The organism is Streptomyces sp. NPDC018029, from assembly GCF_044327655.1.
Taxonomy (GTDB): Bacteria; Actinomycetota; Actinomycetes; order Streptomycetales; family Streptomycetaceae; genus Streptomyces.
In genome coordinates, this window is the sequence record NZ_JBIRFV010000018.1 from 67,697 (window position 1) to 82,890 (window position 15,194).

Sequence of the window (15,194 nt, forward strand, 5' to 3'; positions counted from 1 at the left end):
GCCAATATTGTTGCGCGCGACAGTGCCCGAAGCGCTGGCAGAAGTCGGCCGGGACCGGCCATAGTTGGCCCACTTCCGTGCACCTGACCCGACCCTTCCGGATCCCGCCGGAAACCATGTCGACTGGGGGTCCCTTCCATGGACCGAGCAGACCGAGCAGAGCAAGCCGACCGAGCCGGCCGAACAGACCAAGCAGAGCAAGCAGGCCAAGCAGGCCAAGCAGACGGAGCCGGCCGAGCAGAGCGACCTGACAGGACGGGCGGTACGGACGCAGCCGGCCGCGTCGACGGCATGTCCCGCAGATCCGTGCTCACCACCGCCGTCACCGCCGCCGCAGGGGCGGCCCTCGCGGCGACCGCCACGCACGCCACGCCCGCCCTGGCCGCGGGCCCGGCACCGGCCCAGGGCCGCACCCCGCGCGCGGACCGCTTCGTGGACAACCGTTTCTGGACCTCGGCGAAGGACTGGCGCACCGGCACCCCGGAGGGCACGGCCGTCGTCACCGGCGCCCGCCCCGGCCTGCGCATCGCCGAGCCCGCGGGCCGCACCGACTACGCCGACCCGCACACCGGCAGGACCACCACCTACGAGTACGCCAGGTGGACCTCGCCGACGCACCGCTCCACCGTCCCCGCCACGGAGCTCATCGCGTCCTGGAACGCGCACACCCCCGCCGGGACCTGGCTCCAGGTCGAGCTGCGGGGCACGTACTCCGACGGGACGGACTCGCCGTGGTACGTGATGGGCCGCTGGGCCTCGGGCGACGACGCGGAAGCCGACATCCGGCGGACCTCGGTCGACGACCAGACCGACGGCAAGTCGACGGTCTGGACAGACACGCTCTCCGTGGACGACACGACCACCGGCCTGCGCGTCGTCTCGTACCAGCTGCGACTGACGCTCCACCGCAGGCCCGGCGCCACCGCGACCCCCACGGTCTGGCGGCTCGGCGCGATGGCCTCGGCGGTCCCCGACCGCTTCACGGTCCCCGCGTCGCAGCCGAGCCTCGCCAAGGAGCTGACGGTCCCGCGCTACTCGCAGGACATCCACAAGGGCCAGTATCCGGAGTACGACAACGGAGGCGAGGCCTGGTGCAGCCCGACCTCCTCCCAGATGATCATCGAGTACTGGGGGCGCAGGCCGACGGCCGAGGACCTGGCCTGGGTCGACCCCTCCTACGCCGACCCGCAGGTCTGCCACGCGGCCCGCTTCACGTTCGACTACCAGTACAACGGCTGCGGCAACTGGCCCTTCAACGCCGCGTACGCGTCGACGTACAAGGATCTCCAGGGCGTCGTGACCCGGCTCGCCTCGCTGACGGAGCTGGAGACGCTGATCGCCGCGGGCATCCCGGCCATAACGTCCCAGTCGTTCCTCAGGGAGGAGCTGACGGGCGCGGGCTACGGCACGGCTGGCCACCTCATGACCGTCATCGGCTTCACGGCGGACGGCGACGTGATCGCCAACGACCCGGCGTCGCCCAGCAATCCCGAGGTGCGCCGCGTCTACAAGAGGCGCGAGTGGGAGAACATCTGGCTGCGGACGAAGCGCTACAACTCCACCGGAAAGGTCGTGTCGGGCACGGGAGGCGTCTGTTACCTGTACTTCCCGACGACCCTGTCCGCGCGCCGGCGGAGCGCGCTGGCCGCGGTCGGCATCCGCTGAACCACCGCTCGTCGGCAGGCGCCTGTCAGTGGGCGCTCGTCGGCGTCAGCGGGTGTTCGTGCTCAGCGGCGGCGGCTGATGAGGGCGGGTCGCGCCCGGCCGGTACTGCATCATCACGAACAGGGCGTCCGTCTCCGGCAGCGGGCTGGCGGCGGACGCGATCACCCAGCCGGGCCCCTTGGTGGCGTGGTTGACCTGGCGCACGGCACCGTCCGGGTGCAGGGGGTGCGAGCTCGCGGTCGCCAGATAGATGGGCCCCGCGAGCGGGTCGCGCCGGACATCGCTCGCCAGCTCGATGAGCGCGGGGTCGGCGGGACGGTTCGTGACGGCCCGCCGGAGCGCGGGGCAGGCGCCGCGCGCCCAGTCCTCGGCCCAGTTCAGCAGGACGTCGTGCCGGGCCTGATCGTCGAGGAGCATCCACCGCATGATGTTGGACGGTGGCCGGCCGTCCGGGAAGAGGGCTCTGAACTCGTCGTTGCAGGCCACGACGTTCCAGTGCGCGTCGGCGATGTAGGCCATCGAGCCCGTGACGCCCTCGACGACCGTCCGCCAGGCCGCGCCCATCGGCGTCCGCTCTGCCAAGTCCTGCCCGTCCGGCTGCACTTGCCCGCCCCCTTCATGCCGCCCGCAGGTCGGCACCAGCACGATCACAGCGTGTGCCGCAAGCCTAGCCAGCATGCGCGGCCGGGGGGCTGAGACTGAGGTGGCCGGTGACGCGCGTGTGCCCGCCCCCATGTGGGGACGGGCACACGCGTCGGCTCAGCGGTCGTCGCGGAACGAGTCGCGCATGCCCTCGGCCCTGTCGCGCATGTCGTCCGCGGCGTCCTTCGCCTTGCCCTTGGCCTGATCGGTCTTGCCCTCGGCCACCTTGCGGTCGTTGCCGGTGGCCTTGCCCACCATCTCTTTGGCCTTGCCCTTTGCCTTGTTCATGGCGCTGTCGCCCATGACGGCTCCTCTTGGTCGGGGATGCCCCCACGCTAAGAGGAGCGGAGGAAAGGTGCATCTCGGGCGGAGCGGGCGCGGTCGGTCAGTTCAGCGGGGCGCTGGTCTCGTAGTAGAACGTCATCCGAGGCCAGCCGCGGGAGGTGGCGATCTCGTTGAAGGCGTTCACGATCTCCATCGGGGTGATCTGCTTCGCCGCGGGAGCGTTCTCGACCCGCAGGCTGAACGAGAAGTCCATCATCGCGTCGATGTCGCCGATGCTGACGTTGCCCCCGAACTTCTGCCCGTTGGGTACGTCGGCGTCCGACGTCGGCGTGGCCGCGGTGGCCGCGGTGGCCGAGGCCGCCTGGGCGGTCGCCGCCGAGTCGGCCTCGGCGGCGCCGGCGGACCCCGCTCCCGCCAGGGCCGCTCCCGCGGCGGCACTGCCCGAATAGCCCAGCAGGGCGCGTCTGGAAACTCCGGTCATGGTGGTCCCCTCCTAGATGGTGCTGATCTCCCCCCTGGAGATCGACGTGATCATAGGGGCGGAAAGCGCGCCGTGGGACCGAATGGATTCATCCGCTTGCCGGCTCCACCACCCAGTCCGGGTGCCCGGGCATCGGCGGCGTCTTCGAGCCGTACAGCCAGGGGTTGAGGAAACCCTCCAGATCCTCGCCCGCGACCTTCGACGCGAGGTCGACGAACTGCCGCGTGCTCGCCGCGCGCCCCGCGAAACCGCTCACCCAGGCACGCTCGATCTTCTGGAACGTTGCGTCGCCGACCTGCTCGCGCAGCGCGTACAGGACCAGGGCCGAGCCGTCGTACCGCATGCGCTTGAAGAGGTTCGGCTCGGTCGGCTCGGCGGGCGCGCCGAAGTCGCGGCGCCAGATGTCGTGGTTCTGGTACGCGGTCTTCATGGCGGCCTCGAAGCTGTCCCCGCCGTGCTGCTCGGAGTACTCCCTCTCGTAGAAGCGGGCGTGGCCCTCGCTCAGCCACAGGTCGGACCAGCTCTTGAGGGCGACGCTGTCGCCGAACCACTGGTGGGCCAGCTCGTGCACCATGTTCCGCTCGGCGTCGACCCGGGTGCCGAGCAGGTCCGCCTTCGGTATGAGCGACAGGGTCTGCGTCTCCAGGGCCACGCCGAGGTCGGTGTCGCCGACCAGCAGGCCGTAGCGGTTGAAGGGGTAGGGGCCGAGCTTCTCCTCCAGCCACTTCAGGTGGTCCGGGGTGAGTGCGCGGTACGCGGCCGTCGGCTCGACCAGCTCCTCCGGGACGACGTCGCGCAGCGGCAGCCCGCCGGGCCCCTCGCTGTCGACCAGCCGGAACTTGCCGATGGCCAGCTGCACCAGCTGGGTGGAGAGGGGCTGTTCGGAGTCGTACGTCCAGCGCACCCGGCCGTCGGGGCGCTCGGTGCGCGAGACCAGCTTGCCGTTGGCGACGGCCGTGCGGTCGCCCGGCGTGGTGATGCGGAAGGTGATCGGCGCGCGCCGGCTCGGATGGTCGTTGGCCGGGAAGATCAGCCGGGCGCCGTTCGGCTGCGGGTAGACCACTGTGCCGTCGGGCGTGGGGATCCAGCCGTAGTCCTCGATCGCGTCGTCGCGGTGCCGGGTCTGCGTCGGGTCGGCGGTGTAGGTGACCTTGACCGTGAAGGAACTGCCCTTGGTTATCGGGGACTTGGGGGTGACGGTGAGTTCGTCGCCCGCTCGCGAGGCGCCCGCGGGGGAGCCGTTCACGGTGACGTCGTGCAGGGTGTTGCCGCCGAAGTCGAGGTTGAAGCGGGACAGTGCCTGGGTGGAACGGGCCCTGATCGTCGTCGTCGCTTCGAAGGGCGTCTTCGGGGCCTGCCAGTCGAAGTCCAGGTAGTAGCGCTCCACCCGGTACCCGCCGTTACCGTCCAGCGGGAACATCGGGTCGCCGAGCCCTGGTGCGCCCGGCGACGGCTTCTCGGCGGTGACCGGTGCGGCCTGGGGGAGCGGTGACGCCTGCGAGACAGGTGCGGTGAGGGCGGCCGCGGCGGTGATCGCGGCCGCGAGGGCGAGCCCGGCCCTGCGGCGCGGGCGGGACGTCGTCCGGTTCGTGCTCATCGGGAACCTCTCGGTCGTACGGTGCACGGGCGGACGGACGGGGGAGACGACCCCGCCGTCCGGGGTTAGACGCGCGACGCGACGTCCCAGTTGCGGGGTGACCAAGGTCTCGCCCGCAAAAGGGCTTCCGGCTGGCAAGGTGGAGGGGGTCCCGTGGGGGTGCAGGCACTGCCCGGGACCTTGCGGGGGAGTACTGCCACACGAGACGTCAGTGAGAAAGACATGACCGCGACCTCTGCCACCGCTGTCCGCGCGAAGGCCCGCACCGGCGGCCCCGACGAAGACGGGCCCACCCTCCTGGAGCACCTCGCGGGCTGGACCCTCGTCGTCGTCCTCGCGATGCTCGTCACCCAGACCGGTCTGCTGTGACGTCGCTCTCCCGGCCGTCGCCCTCCCGGCCGCCCGAGCCCGCGCTCTCCTGACCGCCGGCCTCGTCGAGGCCGGCCCGCCAGTGCCGCCCCGGCACGCCCACCAGGCCGTACAGCCACCGCACCGGCGAGCGCCGGTGCAGCAGTGTGACGCCCGCCACGACCGCGAACAGCGGGAGGCCGAGCCACCCGCCGACCAGGCGCACCAGCACGCTCGCGAAGAGCGCGCCCACGAAGGGCAGCCCGTACACCCCGGCCGCCGCGATGGCGATGCCCAGGAACCTCGGCACCTTGCGGTCCTCGTCGGCGCCCGGCAGCGACCAGCCCTCCATGAGCCAGCCGATCTCGGTCACCAGCATGGTGCCGATCACCGCGGCGCCGAACAGCAGCAGCGCCAGGAACGTCCCGGACGTCAGGAAGTCCAGTACGTGGTTGACGACGCTGTCCCGCGACCAGTCGGCGAAATCCTCGGCGCCGGGTGAGAGGAAGCGCTCGTATCCTCTGCCGTCCCACCCGTGGATCAACGTCCCGAACAGCAGGAAATACCCGCCGACGCACTGGAGGTACGCCCAGTAGCCGGCCCCCACGAGCACCAGGCCCTGCGCGACCAGGAACCCGAGGATTGCGGCCACCGGGATGCCGCCCGCGTAGAACAGCACGAACCCCGCCCACACGCCCTCGTGGCCTTCCGCCACATGCATGGTCGACCAGGACGGGTTCTGCCACAGCAGGAACAGCCCCGTCGGCACCATCAGGACGGCGGCGAAGAGCGCGGTCAGCGCGAGATAGGGGTTGGCGGCCCGGCTGCGGGTGCGCGGGCCCTCGCCGGCGTTGATCCGCTCCCACACCTGGAGCTGACGCCCGGCCGAGAGGGCGAACGTCGCGCCGACCGCGTACGCCCAGAAGAGGGCGGCCTGGATCTGGATCACGCCGCGCCCCTCATGCCGTGGCTTTCAGTGTCAGCCCGCCCGCCACGATCGAGTCCGAGGTGACCAGGGCCTGCTCGGCGCTCACGTCCGTCATGAAGATGAACGGCGGCACGAGGGGCGGCACCGGCAGCTTGTCGGGCGTGAAGGTGAGGCAGAGGATGCCCTCGATGCATCCCCTGAACTTGGTCAGATACAGCGTCACCTGACCACTGAGGTCCAACGTGTCGGCGCCCAGGGCGAGTTCCCGGCTCCCGTCGCGCGTCGTGAGCTTGTAGTCGGTCAGGGAGGCGGCCTTCATCCGCAGCACCATGACCTTCAGCGGCCCGTCGGCGGTCGGGATCTCGCGGACGCCCGCCACGATGAAGCCCTGCGGCGCGAAGAGCGTCGTGGTGATCGTCGGCGGCACCCGCGCGGCCACGATCGCCCCGGCGGGCGGCGCCTGCGCGGGCGTCGCCTTCGCCGGGCTGCCGTTCACGATGCCGGCGACGATCACCACGGGCAGCAGCACCCCGAGCGTCCGCGTGCCCTGCCCGTCCCGCACCTTCGGCCGCGCCGGGTCCTCCTCGGCGTCGTCGGGCACCGGAGTCCAGCCGAACCCCATGGCGCTGCCCGCGATGCCCAGCAGCATCCCGACGAGGAACCCGCCGAGATTGGTGGCCGCGAACGAGAGCACCGACAGGATCAGCGCGTTGACGCTCACGTAGTGGTGCGTGTGGGGCAGCAGCCACAGGAAGAGCCCCGCCACGACCAGCGCGATCCCGATGCCGAGCGCCGCGATCCCGCCGAGGCCGAGACTGACGAGCACGGTCAGCGGCGAGAGCGGGATCAGGAGCAGTTCGGCGCCGCCGAGGATCAGCAGCAGCCCGCCCCAGAACGGCCGGGTGCGCCGCCATCTGCGGACGGCCCGGCGCTGGTCGGGCCACGGCAGCCGCCGGTCGAGCCAGCCGCCGCCGTCGCCTCGGAAGGCTCTGACACCACTTCTGCCGCCGCCGGTCAGAAGCACTTCTTGCCGCCGAGGCTGACGTCGACCCGCATGCCCTTGAGCCGGAAGTTGCCGCCCGTCGCCGACCAGGCGTTCGACTTCACCCCGGAGACGGTGATGTCCCCGGCCTGGAGTCCGAACTTGCCCCGCTCGCCCTTGATGCCGGGCACCTCGTCGAGCGTCGAGGCGTCCCGGCCGATCTGCGCGGTGCCGAAGCGGGCGTCGCCGACCAGGTCCTCGCCGTCGATGATGAGGTTGCTCGCGGTGACGTTGCCCGCGTCGCCGCCCGCGGTCAGCTTGAAGACGACGTTCCCGAGGGGGGTCTTGACCTCGGCGGCCTGGCAGATGTCGGAGAGGGTCGCGTCACCGATCCCGAGGAGCGCCACCGGGTGCCCCTTGCCGTCGATGTCCCGGTCCGTCTGTACGTACGAGGACAGGCCCTGGCTGGTCAGTTTGCCGGACGACACCTGGAAGCTGGTGCCGGAGACGGCGAAGGACGCGGCGAGCGCGCCCTCGGCCATCACGGAGGCCATCACACCGACGGCCAGGACGGCCGGCAGGGCCACCACGGCCGTCTTCTTCCAGGAGGTTCTGCCCTCGCGTAACGCGGTGCGGCTTGCGTTCACTGTTTCCTCCCGTACGTCGTTCCGCGTCCGTAGGCGTGCGTAAGGGGAGTGCGTGGGGCCGTCGGGAGCCGAACCGGCAGGTGGCAGTGGTCTGCCATACTGCGGACGATCCCGAGGCAGTTGGAGACTAGGGCCGAAATTGAATAATAGTCAACAGCGCGGAACGGACCGCTCGGCGGCGCGTCGGGCCGAACTCATCGCCATCGGACGGAAGTTGTTCGCCGACACGTCCTACGACGCCCTGTCGATGGACGACATCGCGAAGCAGGCGGGCGTCGCCAAGGGGCTGATCTACTACTACTTCAAGTCGAAGCGCGGCTACTACCTGGCGATCATCGAGGACTCCGTCGCGGACCTGGTCGCGCGCGCGGGACGCCACGACGACCTTCCGCCCGTGGAGCGGGTGCAGCGCACCGTCGACGGCTATCTGCGCTACGCCGAGCACCATCAGGCGGCGTACCGCACGATCATCAGCGGCGGCGTCGGCTTCGACGCGGAGGTGCACGCCATACGCGACGGCGTGCGCGAGGCGCTGATCGGGACGATCGCCGAGGGGGCGTACGGCCGCAAGGACATCCCGCAGCTGGCGCGCACGGCCCTGCTCGGCTGGCTGTGCAGCGTGGAGGGCATCACCCTCGACTGGATCGGCAGCCGGGGCCTGTCGCGCGAGGCGGTCGGCGCGCTTCTGGTGCGGACGCTCGGGGACACGCTGCGGGTCATCGAGGACTTCGAGCCGTCGTACCCGGCGCCGGCGCGCCCGTGAGTGGACGCGCGCGAGGGGCGGGAGCCCGCCGGCTCCCGCCCCTCGACACAGCTGATGCTTCAGGTCAGTTGATGGCCTTGATCAGCTCACCGTTGGACGTGTCTCCGCTGAGCTCCCAGAAGAAGGTGCCGCCGAGGCCCTGCTGGTTCTTGTAGTTCATCTTGCCCGCGATGGTCGCCGGGGTGTCGTAGCTCCACCAGTTGTTCCCGCAGTGCGCGTACGCGGTCCCGCCGACCGTGCCGTTGGCCGGGCACTTGGTCTTCAGTTCCTTGTAGTCGTCGATGCCCTGCTCGTACTTGCCCGCGGCCGGCCCTGTCGCGGTGCCGCCGGGCGCCTTCTGCGTGACGCCCGTCCAGCCGCGGCCGTAGAAGCCGAGGCCGAGCAGCAGCTTCTGGGACGGCACCCCGAGCGCCTTCAGCTTCTTGATGGTGGCGTCGGAGTTGTAGCCGGCCTTCGGGATGCCGGTGTACGAGGTCAGCGGCGAGTGCGGGGCGGTCGGGCCCTTCGCGTCCCACGCGCCGAAGTAGTCGTACGTCATGGGGTTGTACCAGTCGACGTACTGGGCCGCGCCCGCGTAGTCGGCCGCGTCGATCTTGCCGCCCGTCGAGGCGTCCGCCGGGATCGCCGCGGTGACCAGATTGTTGCTGCCGAACTTCGAACGGACCGCCGACATCAGGTTCTTGTAGGCCGCGCGCCCGCTCGTGTCGCAGGTCAGGCCGCAGGCGTTGGGGTACTCCCAGTCGATGTCGATGCCGTCGAAGACGTCGGCCCACTTGGAGTTCTCGACCAGGTCGTAGCAGGACTGGGCGAAGGCCGCGGGGTTCTTCGCCGCCTCGGTGAACCCGCCCGACCAGGTCCAGCCGCCGAACGACCAGAGGACCTTGAGGTCCGGGTGCTTCTTCTTCAGCTTGCGCAGCTGGTTGAAGTTGCCGCGCAGCGGCTGGTCCCAGGTGTCGGCGACGCCGTCCACGGACTGGTCGGCGGTGTAGGCCTTGTCGGTCGCCGCGTAGGCGTCGCCCATCGTGCACTTGCCGCCCTGGACGTTGCCGAAGGCGTAGTTGATGTGCGTGAGCTTGTTGGCCGAGCCGGACGTCTCGACGTTCTTGACGTGGTAGTTCCGGCCGTAGACGCCCCACTCGGTGAAGTATCCGACGACCTTGGAGCCGGCGGCGGCCTTCTGCTCGGTGCCCTGGTCGGGCTCGGCGGCGGCGGTGCCCGCGCCGGCCAGCAGGCCCGCGCCGAGGACGGCGGCACAGGTGGTGGCGATGAGCGCCCGGAAGGAGGCGCGAGGGGAGTGCGGTCTGAGCATCGTGTCTCCTCGTGGGGGGAAACCGGGAGGGGGAAGTGGTGCTGTGGACCTGCGCGTACGACTTGGCATGAACGCGTTAAGTCGTTGAAAAGAACAGTAGGAGGACTAGACCAGTGTGGTCAATGGTTCGGACCAATCCGGCCCGCAGTGGCGATCTTCAGTTATGTTTTGAGTAAGCGGTCGTTAACTAGTGACGGGCTGCCGCCGATCGGGCATACTCAACGCGCCAGAGCCGCTGGTCAGCTGCTTCCGAGACCCGGAAGGAGACCCCGGCTCGGCAACGTTTCCCGGCGGCGCCGCCCCACCCAGCGCGGGCGTCCGCCGCAGCCCCACAGGGAGGAGAGCGTCATGCCCGACCACATCACGCAGTCGGTGGAGCGTCAGCTGCCCACGGATGAGGCCAGGGATCTGCTCTCGCTGGTCCGGGACATCGCCCAGCGCGAGATCGCCCCCAAGGCCGCCGAGGAGGAGGACGCCGGGCGCTTCCCCCGCGAGGTCTTCACGCTGCTCTCCGAATCCGGCCTGCTCGGCCTGGCGTACGACTCGGAGTTCGGCGGCGGCGACCAGCCGTACGAGGTCTATCTCCAGGTCCTGGAAGAGCTCGCCGCCGCGCGCCTGACCGTCGGCCTCGGCGTCAGCGTCCACTCCCTGTCCTGCCACGCCCTCGCCGGTTACGGCACCAAGGAGCAGCAGTCCGACCACCTGCCCGCCATGCTCGGCGGCGGCCTGCTCGGCGCGTACTGCCTGTCGGAGCCCTCGTCCGGGTCCGACGCGGCGTCGCTGCGCACCAAGGCCGTCAGGGACGGCGACGACTGGGTCATCACCGGCACCAAGGCCTGGATCACCCACGGCGGCGTCGCCGACTTCTACACCGTGCTCGCCCGCACGGGCGGCGAGGGCGCCCGGGGCGTCACGGCCTTCCTGGTGCCGGGCGACGCCGAGGGGCTGAGCGCCGCGGCGCCCGAGAAGAAGATGGGCATGAAGGGCTCGCCCACCGCCCAGATCCACTTCGACGGGGTGCGCGTCGCCGACTCCCGCCGCATCGGCGACGAGGGCCAGGGCTTCGCCATCGCGCTCTCCGCGCTCGACTCGGGGCGGCTCGGCATCGCGGCCTGCGCGATCGGCGTGGCCCAGGCGGCGCTCGACGAGGCCGTCGCGTACGCCACCGAGCGGAAGCAGTTCGGCAGGCCCATCGCGGACTTCCAGGGGCTGCGCTTCATGCTCGCGGACATGGCGACGCAGATCGAGGCGGGCCGGGCGCTCTATCTGGCCGCGGCCCGGCTCCGCGACACGGGGCGGCCGTTCGCCAAGCAGGCGGCCATGGCCAAGCTGCTGTGCACGGACGCCGCGATGAAGGTGACGACGGACGCCGTGCAGGTGCTCGGGGGGTACGGCTACACCGCGGACTTCCCCGTGGAGCGCCTCATGCGTGAGGCGAAGGTGCTGCAGATCGTCGAGGGCACCAATCAGATCCAGCGCATGGTCATCGCGCGTCACCTCGCGGGTCCCGACTCGCGCTGAACTGGCCGCGGTGCACGGGCGGCGCCAGGAGCCGGGCCCACTCCGGGTCGTGGCGCCCGGGCAGCGTCCGGCCGCGGTCGGCCCAGTGGTGGAGCAGGGCGCGGTAGATGGGCGGGTCCTGGAAGTGCGGATCGGGGAAGTGCGGATCCGGGAAGTGCGGCTGCTGGTAGGGCTGATACATGTGCCCGTACTGCTGGTGCGGCTGTTGGTGCACGTGCTGCTGCTGCGGCTGCTGCTGGTACACGTGCTGCTGCGGCTGGGGCGGCCCCGGCGGCTGGGGTGACGACTGGTGCTGCGGGGGATCCGGGGGGTGCCGGGGAACCGATTCTGCGACGGACAGCGTCACCAGGGTGTGCCGCCGCCGCCCGCTGGGAAGGTGCGTCGGGCCCGTGCCCGCACCCGTTTCCATGGGGGTCATACCAGGGCAACGCGCACTGTCGCGGCGAAGTCACCGCCCGGGCGAATAGGGCGTCTGTTCACGGCGTGCCCGTGGGGGCGGTGACGGCTCGGGCAGGTGTACGACATGTGTTCGGTGAAGGGTCCGGCACGGCTCTGGCCCCGCCCCGCGAACGGCCCGACGCGTCTCTGGTCCCGCCCGATGAACTGACGTACCGTCAACTCCGCGTCGGAGGGCCCTATTTGCCTCCCGCCACCCTGAACTGCCGTGCGACCAGGGAGGTTTGCCGTGGCAGACGACCGTCCGGTCCCGCTCGACGAATACCCCGTCCACCAGGTCCCCCTGTCGATGAAGCACGTCGCGACGGGCGACCGCAACGCCTACGACCGGTGCATCTTCCACCTCTTCGACCACCGGGGCCGCGCCCTGCTCATCCTCGGGCTCGGCGTCTACCCGAACACCGGTGTCATCGACGCGTACGCGACCCTGCGTACGGGGGACACGCTCCACGCCGTACGCGCCAGTGACGCGCTCGGCGAGGACCGCATGAACCTCCGCGTCGGCTCGCTGGACATCACCGTCGACGAACCGCTCCGCCGCCTCCGTCTGCGGTGCGCCGCCGACCCAGGCGACCCCGCCTCACTCTCGTACGACCTCACCTGGACCGCCGACTTCCCCGCCCTGTGGGAGCCGCACCACATCCAGCGCCGCGGCGACCGGCTCACCCTCGAAGGGCGCCGGTTCGTGCAGGCGGGCCGGCCCGCCGGGGTGATCCGCGCGGGCGGCGAGGAGATCGCCGTCACGGCGGGGGAGTGGACCGCCACCCGCGACCGCAGCTGGGGCGTGCGGCCCATACCGGGCGAGGAACGCGGGCGCCTGGAGGAGGAGTTCGCCACCGAGGGCTTCCACTGGATCTGGTGTCCGGTCCGCTTCGACGACCGCTTCCTCATGGTCATCTCCCAGGAGGACGCGGACGGCTACCGCACCCTCAACGACGCCACCCTCGTCCGTCCGGACCAGCGCGACCGCCAACTCGGCTGGCCCCAGGCCGACATCACCTACCGCTCAGGCACCCGCCACCCCGAAAGCGCCGTCATCCACCTCACCGACCCCGACGGCCGCAAGCCCCTGGAACTCGGCGTACAGGTGCTCGCCTCACTGCCCCTGGCCGTGGGCGCCGGGTATCCGCCCGCCGACGACTGGCAGCACGGCACCTGGCGCGGCCGCGACTGGACCGACCGCCGCACCTACGACCTGTCGGACCCCGCCGCCCACCCGCTCGCCGCCTACGGAGTCATCGACCACGCGGCGCGCTTCACCCTCGACGGGCAGACGGGATACGGCATCTTCGAGCACGGCAGCTTCGGCCGCCACGACCCGAGCGGCTTCACCGGATTCGACTCCGTGGCGCCCTGAGGGCACGGGCCGGAGGAAGGAGTACGGACATGGCAACGGCACCCCGCCCCCGCACCACCACCCGCGACCCGGAAGACCTCGCCCGCCGCCTCGGCGCCTGGCTCGACACGCGGCTGCCCGGCGCCAAAGCCGTCGACGTGACCGTGCCCGAGTCCAACGGCATGTCCAGCGAGACCCTGCTCTTCACCGTCGAACACCCCGAACCGCCCATCGAGCGCTGCGCGTTGCGCCTGGCGGCCGACCCGGCGGCGTACACGATCTTTCCCGTCTACGACATGCCGCGCCAGTACCGCACGATGCGGCTCGTCGCCGACCACACCGACGTGCCGGTGCCGCGTGTGCTGTGGCTCGAAGAGGACCCGGGCCCGCTCGGCGCGCCCTTCTTCGTGATGGAGCGCGTCGAGGGACGCGTCCCACCCGACGTCATGCCCTATACGTACGAGGGCAATTGGCTGCACTCCGCCACCGACGCCGAGCGCGCGCACCTCGAAGAGGCCTCGGTCCGCGTCCTCGCGCGGCTGCACGACCAAGTGTCGCCCGAAGCAGCGGAGTTCCTCACCCTGCCGGGCGAGGGAAGCCCGCTGCGCCGCCACGTCACGGCTCAACGCGCCTACTACGCCTGGGTGGTGAGCGGACTGCCCCGCTCGCCCGTCATAGAGCAAGCTTTCGACCGCCTCGAGGAACTGTGGCCACGAGACGAGGATGACGCCGTCCTCAACTGGGGTGACGCACGCATCGGAAACATCATCTACGACGGCTTCGAGCCCGCCGCGGTCCTCGACTGGGAGATGGCGGCGCTCGCCCCGCGCGAGGTCGACCTCGGCTGGGCGGTCTATCTGCACCGCTTCTTCCAGGACCTGACGGTGAGCTTCGGCCAGCCCGGGCTGCCGGACTTCCTGCGCCGCGACCGCGTTGAGGAGGCATACGCCCTGCTCACCGGGTATACGCCGCGCGACATGGACTTCTACACGCTGTACGCCGCGCTGCGGCACGCGATCGTCATGCTGCGCGTCGCCTACCGCCAGGTCCACTTCGGCGAGGCCGCCGTGCCCGAGAGCGCGGCGGCCGCGGACGCGCTGATCCTGCACCACGACAGCCTGGCCGCCATGGTGCAGGGCACCTACTGGTGAATCAGGCGGCGGGCCGCTGCTGTCGCGGCACGCGGAACGGCTGCGAGCCGGGCCCGCCCACGTGCGAGAACGGCTGCGTCCGCCAGTCGAGTCCCTGAGGGAGCGTCAACAGCAGGGCCGTGTCCTGCTCCTGAACCTCCATCGACTCGTCGGCGGGCGTGGCGTCGGTGGCCGCCCGGCCGGTGCCGGCGCAGACCGTCAGCCCGAACGGATTCCACGGAGTGGGGCACAGTGCGTGCTCGGGCAGCACGTCCTCGTCCGCGAGGAGCGCGATGGGCTGCTCGCAGTCGGGGCAGTTCACCCGGTACATCTCGAAAGTGTCGTAGGCGTCCAGGAAGGCGTCCGCCGGTTCGACGCCCTCCGGCTCGGGCTCTGCGGCCGGCTGCTGCTTGGCGCGGACAGACCGGCCGGGGCGCTTCAAATTCTGCATGGGAATCTCCCCCTCGGGTGGGCCGACAAGGCGCTGCGGCCTCGACCACAGCAAGCACTTCCCGTCCCGTCGTAGAGGTAATCGTTGCATCCCTTCGGACCCGGTCACGAGAGTGTGGCGTTCGTCACATGCCAAATGGAGTTGCCCGCCCCGCAAAGACCGGCCCTCAGGTATCCGCCGAGATCAAGAGCCCTGTAGGTTCGGCGCATGGAGGAGCTGGACCGACAGATCGTGCAGCTGCTCGTCAAGGACGGGCGGATGAGCTACACCGACCTGGGCAAGGCCACGGGCCTGTCCACCTCGGCCGTGCACCAGCGTGTGCGCCGTCTGGAGCAGCGGGGCGTCATCCGCGGCTATGCCGCGGTCGTCGACCCCGAGGCCGTCGGGCTGCCGCTCACCGCGTTCATCTCGGTGAAGCCGTTCGACCCCAGCGCCCCCGACGACATCGCGGAACGGCTCGCGGGCGTTCCGGAGATCGAGGCGTGCCACAGCGTCGCCGGCGACGAGAACTACATCCTCAAGGTCCGCGTGGCCACGCCGCTGGAGCTGGAGCACCTGCTCAGCCGCCTGCGCGCCCTCGCGGGCGTCTCCACGCGCACGACGGTCGTCCTCTCGACTCCGTACGAGGCCCGCCCGCCCCAGGTCTGACCCCC

General features: G+C 70.8%; 17 protein-coding genes. 7 read left to right on the forward strand and 10 right to left on the reverse strand.

The window, feature by feature from the left end:
- Window positions 1-291: 291 nt before the first annotated feature.
- Window positions 292-1,665, forward strand: a complete 1,374-nt coding sequence (locus ACH4D5_RS37560) for a peptidase C39 family protein (RefSeq protein ID WP_398312293.1) — start codon at window positions 292-294, stop codon at window positions 1,663-1,665.
- A 45-nt stretch (window positions 1,666-1,710) separates the two neighbouring features.
- On the opposite strand, the gene ACH4D5_RS37565 is transcribed toward ACH4D5_RS37560, so the two are convergent.
- The 4 genes from ACH4D5_RS37565 to ACH4D5_RS37580 all read right to left on the reverse strand — a co-directional run bounded on the left by ACH4D5_RS37565 (window position 1,711) and on the right by ACH4D5_RS37580 (window position 4,670).
- Entirely contained in the window at window positions 1,711-2,310 is a 600-nt protein-coding gene (locus tag ACH4D5_RS37565) for a hypothetical protein (RefSeq protein ID WP_398312296.1), read from the reverse strand.
- A 114-nt stretch (window positions 2,311-2,424) separates the two neighbouring features.
- Window positions 2,425-2,610, reverse strand: coding sequence for a CsbD family protein (locus ACH4D5_RS37570; RefSeq protein WP_398312299.1), 186 nt, complete (start codon window positions 2,608-2,610; stop codon window positions 2,425-2,427).
- Window positions 2,611-2,692: 82 nt separating this feature from the next.
- The gene (locus tag ACH4D5_RS37575) at window positions 2,693-3,073 is read right to left on the reverse strand and encodes a hypothetical protein (RefSeq protein ID WP_398312302.1); all 381 of its coding nucleotides are present in this window, start codon (window positions 3,071-3,073) and stop codon (window positions 2,693-2,695) included.
- Between the two features lie 88 nt (window positions 3,074-3,161).
- A complete protein-coding gene (locus ACH4D5_RS37580; RefSeq protein ID WP_398312304.1) occupies window positions 3,162-4,670 on the reverse strand; it encodes a M1 family metallopeptidase in 1,509 nt (502 codons plus the stop codon).
- Between the two features lie 222 nt (window positions 4,671-4,892).
- On the opposite strand from ACH4D5_RS37580, the gene ACH4D5_RS37585 reads away from it, so the two are divergent.
- Entirely contained in the window at window positions 4,893-5,039 is a 147-nt protein-coding gene (locus ACH4D5_RS37585) for an SCO1431 family membrane protein (RefSeq protein WP_362994854.1), read from the forward strand.
- Here the strand turns inward: ACH4D5_RS37585 and ACH4D5_RS37590 are convergent.
- From ACH4D5_RS37590 to ACH4D5_RS37600, 3 genes are read right to left on the reverse strand one after another with little or no spacing between them, the layout of a single operon-like run.
- Complete coding sequence (locus tag ACH4D5_RS37590; RefSeq protein WP_398312307.1) at window positions 5,017-5,967, reverse strand: hypothetical protein; 951 nt, start codon at window positions 5,965-5,967, stop codon at window positions 5,017-5,019. The genes ACH4D5_RS37585 and ACH4D5_RS37590 overlap by 23 nt on opposite strands.
- A gap of 10 nt (window positions 5,968-5,977) precedes the next feature.
- On the reverse strand, window positions 5,978-6,970 hold the full coding sequence (locus ACH4D5_RS37595) for a DUF6114 domain-containing protein (RefSeq protein ID WP_398312310.1): 993 nt from the start codon (window positions 6,968-6,970) through the stop codon (window positions 5,978-5,980).
- Window positions 6,961-7,482 carry a DUF6230 family protein gene (locus tag ACH4D5_RS37600; protein WP_398312464.1) on the reverse strand — a complete coding sequence of 174 codons (522 nt, stop codon included), beginning with the start codon at window positions 7,480-7,482 and terminating at the stop codon, window positions 6,961-6,963. The genes ACH4D5_RS37595 and ACH4D5_RS37600 overlap by 10 nt, the downstream gene beginning before the upstream one ends.
- A gap of 232 nt (window positions 7,483-7,714) precedes the next feature.
- Between ACH4D5_RS37600 and ACH4D5_RS37605 the strand changes: the two genes are divergently transcribed.
- Window positions 7,715-8,338: a TetR/AcrR family transcriptional regulator gene (locus ACH4D5_RS37605; protein ID WP_398312313.1), complete on the forward strand. Its 624-nt coding sequence runs from the start codon at window positions 7,715-7,717 to the stop codon at window positions 8,336-8,338.
- Between the two features lie 64 nt (window positions 8,339-8,402).
- Here the strand turns inward: ACH4D5_RS37605 and ACH4D5_RS37610 are convergent, their stop codons facing one another.
- Complete coding sequence (locus tag ACH4D5_RS37610) at window positions 8,403-9,647, reverse strand: glycoside hydrolase family 18 protein (RefSeq protein ID WP_398312316.1); 1,245 nt, start codon at window positions 9,645-9,647, stop codon at window positions 8,403-8,405.
- 348 nt (window positions 9,648-9,995) lie between these two features.
- On the opposite strand from ACH4D5_RS37610, the gene ACH4D5_RS37615 reads away from it, so the two are divergent.
- Entirely contained in the window at window positions 9,996-11,168 is a 1,173-nt protein-coding gene (locus tag ACH4D5_RS37615; protein ID WP_398312319.1) for an acyl-CoA dehydrogenase family protein, read from the forward strand.
- Here the strand turns inward: ACH4D5_RS37615 and ACH4D5_RS37620 are convergent.
- The gene (locus ACH4D5_RS37620) at window positions 11,131-11,349 is read right to left on the reverse strand and encodes a hypothetical protein (RefSeq protein WP_398312467.1); all 219 of its coding nucleotides are present in this window, start codon (window positions 11,347-11,349) and stop codon (window positions 11,131-11,133) included. The genes ACH4D5_RS37615 and ACH4D5_RS37620 overlap by 38 nt on opposite strands.
- A 504-nt stretch (window positions 11,350-11,853) precedes the next feature.
- Here ACH4D5_RS37620 and ACH4D5_RS37625 point away from each other — a divergent pair.
- Window positions 11,854-12,981, forward strand: a complete 1,128-nt coding sequence (locus ACH4D5_RS37625) for a hypothetical protein (RefSeq protein WP_398312322.1) — start codon at window positions 11,854-11,856, stop codon at window positions 12,979-12,981.
- A 29-nt stretch (window positions 12,982-13,010) separates the two neighbouring features.
- Window positions 13,011-14,111: a phosphotransferase family protein gene (locus ACH4D5_RS37630; protein WP_398312325.1), complete on the forward strand. Its 1,101-nt coding sequence runs from the start codon at window positions 13,011-13,013 to the stop codon at window positions 14,109-14,111.
- Window position 14,112: 1 nt separating this feature from the next.
- On the opposite strand, the gene ACH4D5_RS37635 is transcribed toward ACH4D5_RS37630, so the two are convergent.
- Window positions 14,113-14,541 carry a hypothetical protein gene (locus ACH4D5_RS37635; protein WP_362994870.1) on the reverse strand — a complete coding sequence of 143 codons (429 nt, stop codon included), beginning with the start codon at window positions 14,539-14,541 and terminating at the stop codon, window positions 14,113-14,115.
- 207 nt (window positions 14,542-14,748) lie between these two features.
- Here ACH4D5_RS37635 and ACH4D5_RS37640 point away from each other — a divergent pair, with 207 nt between their 5' ends.
- Window positions 14,749-15,189, forward strand: coding sequence for an Lrp/AsnC family transcriptional regulator (locus ACH4D5_RS37640; protein WP_030789227.1), 441 nt, complete (start codon window positions 14,749-14,751; stop codon window positions 15,187-15,189).
- The last annotated feature ends 5 nt before the right edge of the window (window positions 15,190-15,194 follow it).

What these genes read in the sequence shown, in the direction of transcription:
- ACH4D5_RS37635 (WP_362994870.1), bottom strand. Translation starts at nt 14,541, where the DNA reads ATGCAGAATTTGAAGCGCCCCGGCCGGTCTGTCCGCGCCAAGCAGCAG.
- ACH4D5_RS37640 (WP_030789227.1), top strand. Translation starts at nt 14,749, where the DNA reads ATGGAGGAGCTGGACCGACAGATCGTGCAGCTGCTCGTCAAGGACGGG.
- ACH4D5_RS37585 (WP_362994854.1), top strand. Translation starts at nt 4,893, where the DNA reads ATGACCGCGACCTCTGCCACCGCTGTCCGCGCGAAGGCCCGCACCGGC.
- ACH4D5_RS37620 (WP_398312467.1), bottom strand. Translation starts at nt 11,349, where the DNA reads ATGTATCAGCCCTACCAGCAGCCGCACTTCCCGGATCCGCACTTCCCC.
- ACH4D5_RS37615 (WP_398312319.1), top strand. Translation starts at nt 9,996, where the DNA reads ATGCCCGACCACATCACGCAGTCGGTGGAGCGTCAGCTGCCCACGGAT.
- ACH4D5_RS37580 (WP_398312304.1), bottom strand. Translation starts at nt 4,670, where the DNA reads ATGAGCACGAACCGGACGACGTCCCGCCCGCGCCGCAGGGCCGGGCTC.
- ACH4D5_RS37630 (WP_398312325.1), top strand. Translation starts at nt 13,011, where the DNA reads ATGGCAACGGCACCCCGCCCCCGCACCACCACCCGCGACCCGGAAGAC.
- ACH4D5_RS37600 (WP_398312464.1), bottom strand. Translation starts at nt 7,482, where the DNA reads ATGGCCTCCGTGATGGCCGAGGGCGCGCTCGCCGCGTCCTTCGCCGTC.
- ACH4D5_RS37575 (WP_398312302.1), bottom strand. Translation starts at nt 3,073, where the DNA reads ATGACCGGAGTTTCCAGACGCGCCCTGCTGGGCTATTCGGGCAGTGCC.
- ACH4D5_RS37570 (WP_398312299.1), bottom strand. Translation starts at nt 2,610, where the DNA reads ATGGGCGACAGCGCCATGAACAAGGCAAAGGGCAAGGCCAAAGAGATG.
- ACH4D5_RS37560 (WP_398312293.1), top strand. Translation starts at nt 292, where the DNA reads ATGTCCCGCAGATCCGTGCTCACCACCGCCGTCACCGCCGCCGCAGGG.
- ACH4D5_RS37610 (WP_398312316.1), bottom strand. Translation starts at nt 9,647, where the DNA reads ATGCTCAGACCGCACTCCCCTCGCGCCTCCTTCCGGGCGCTCATCGCC.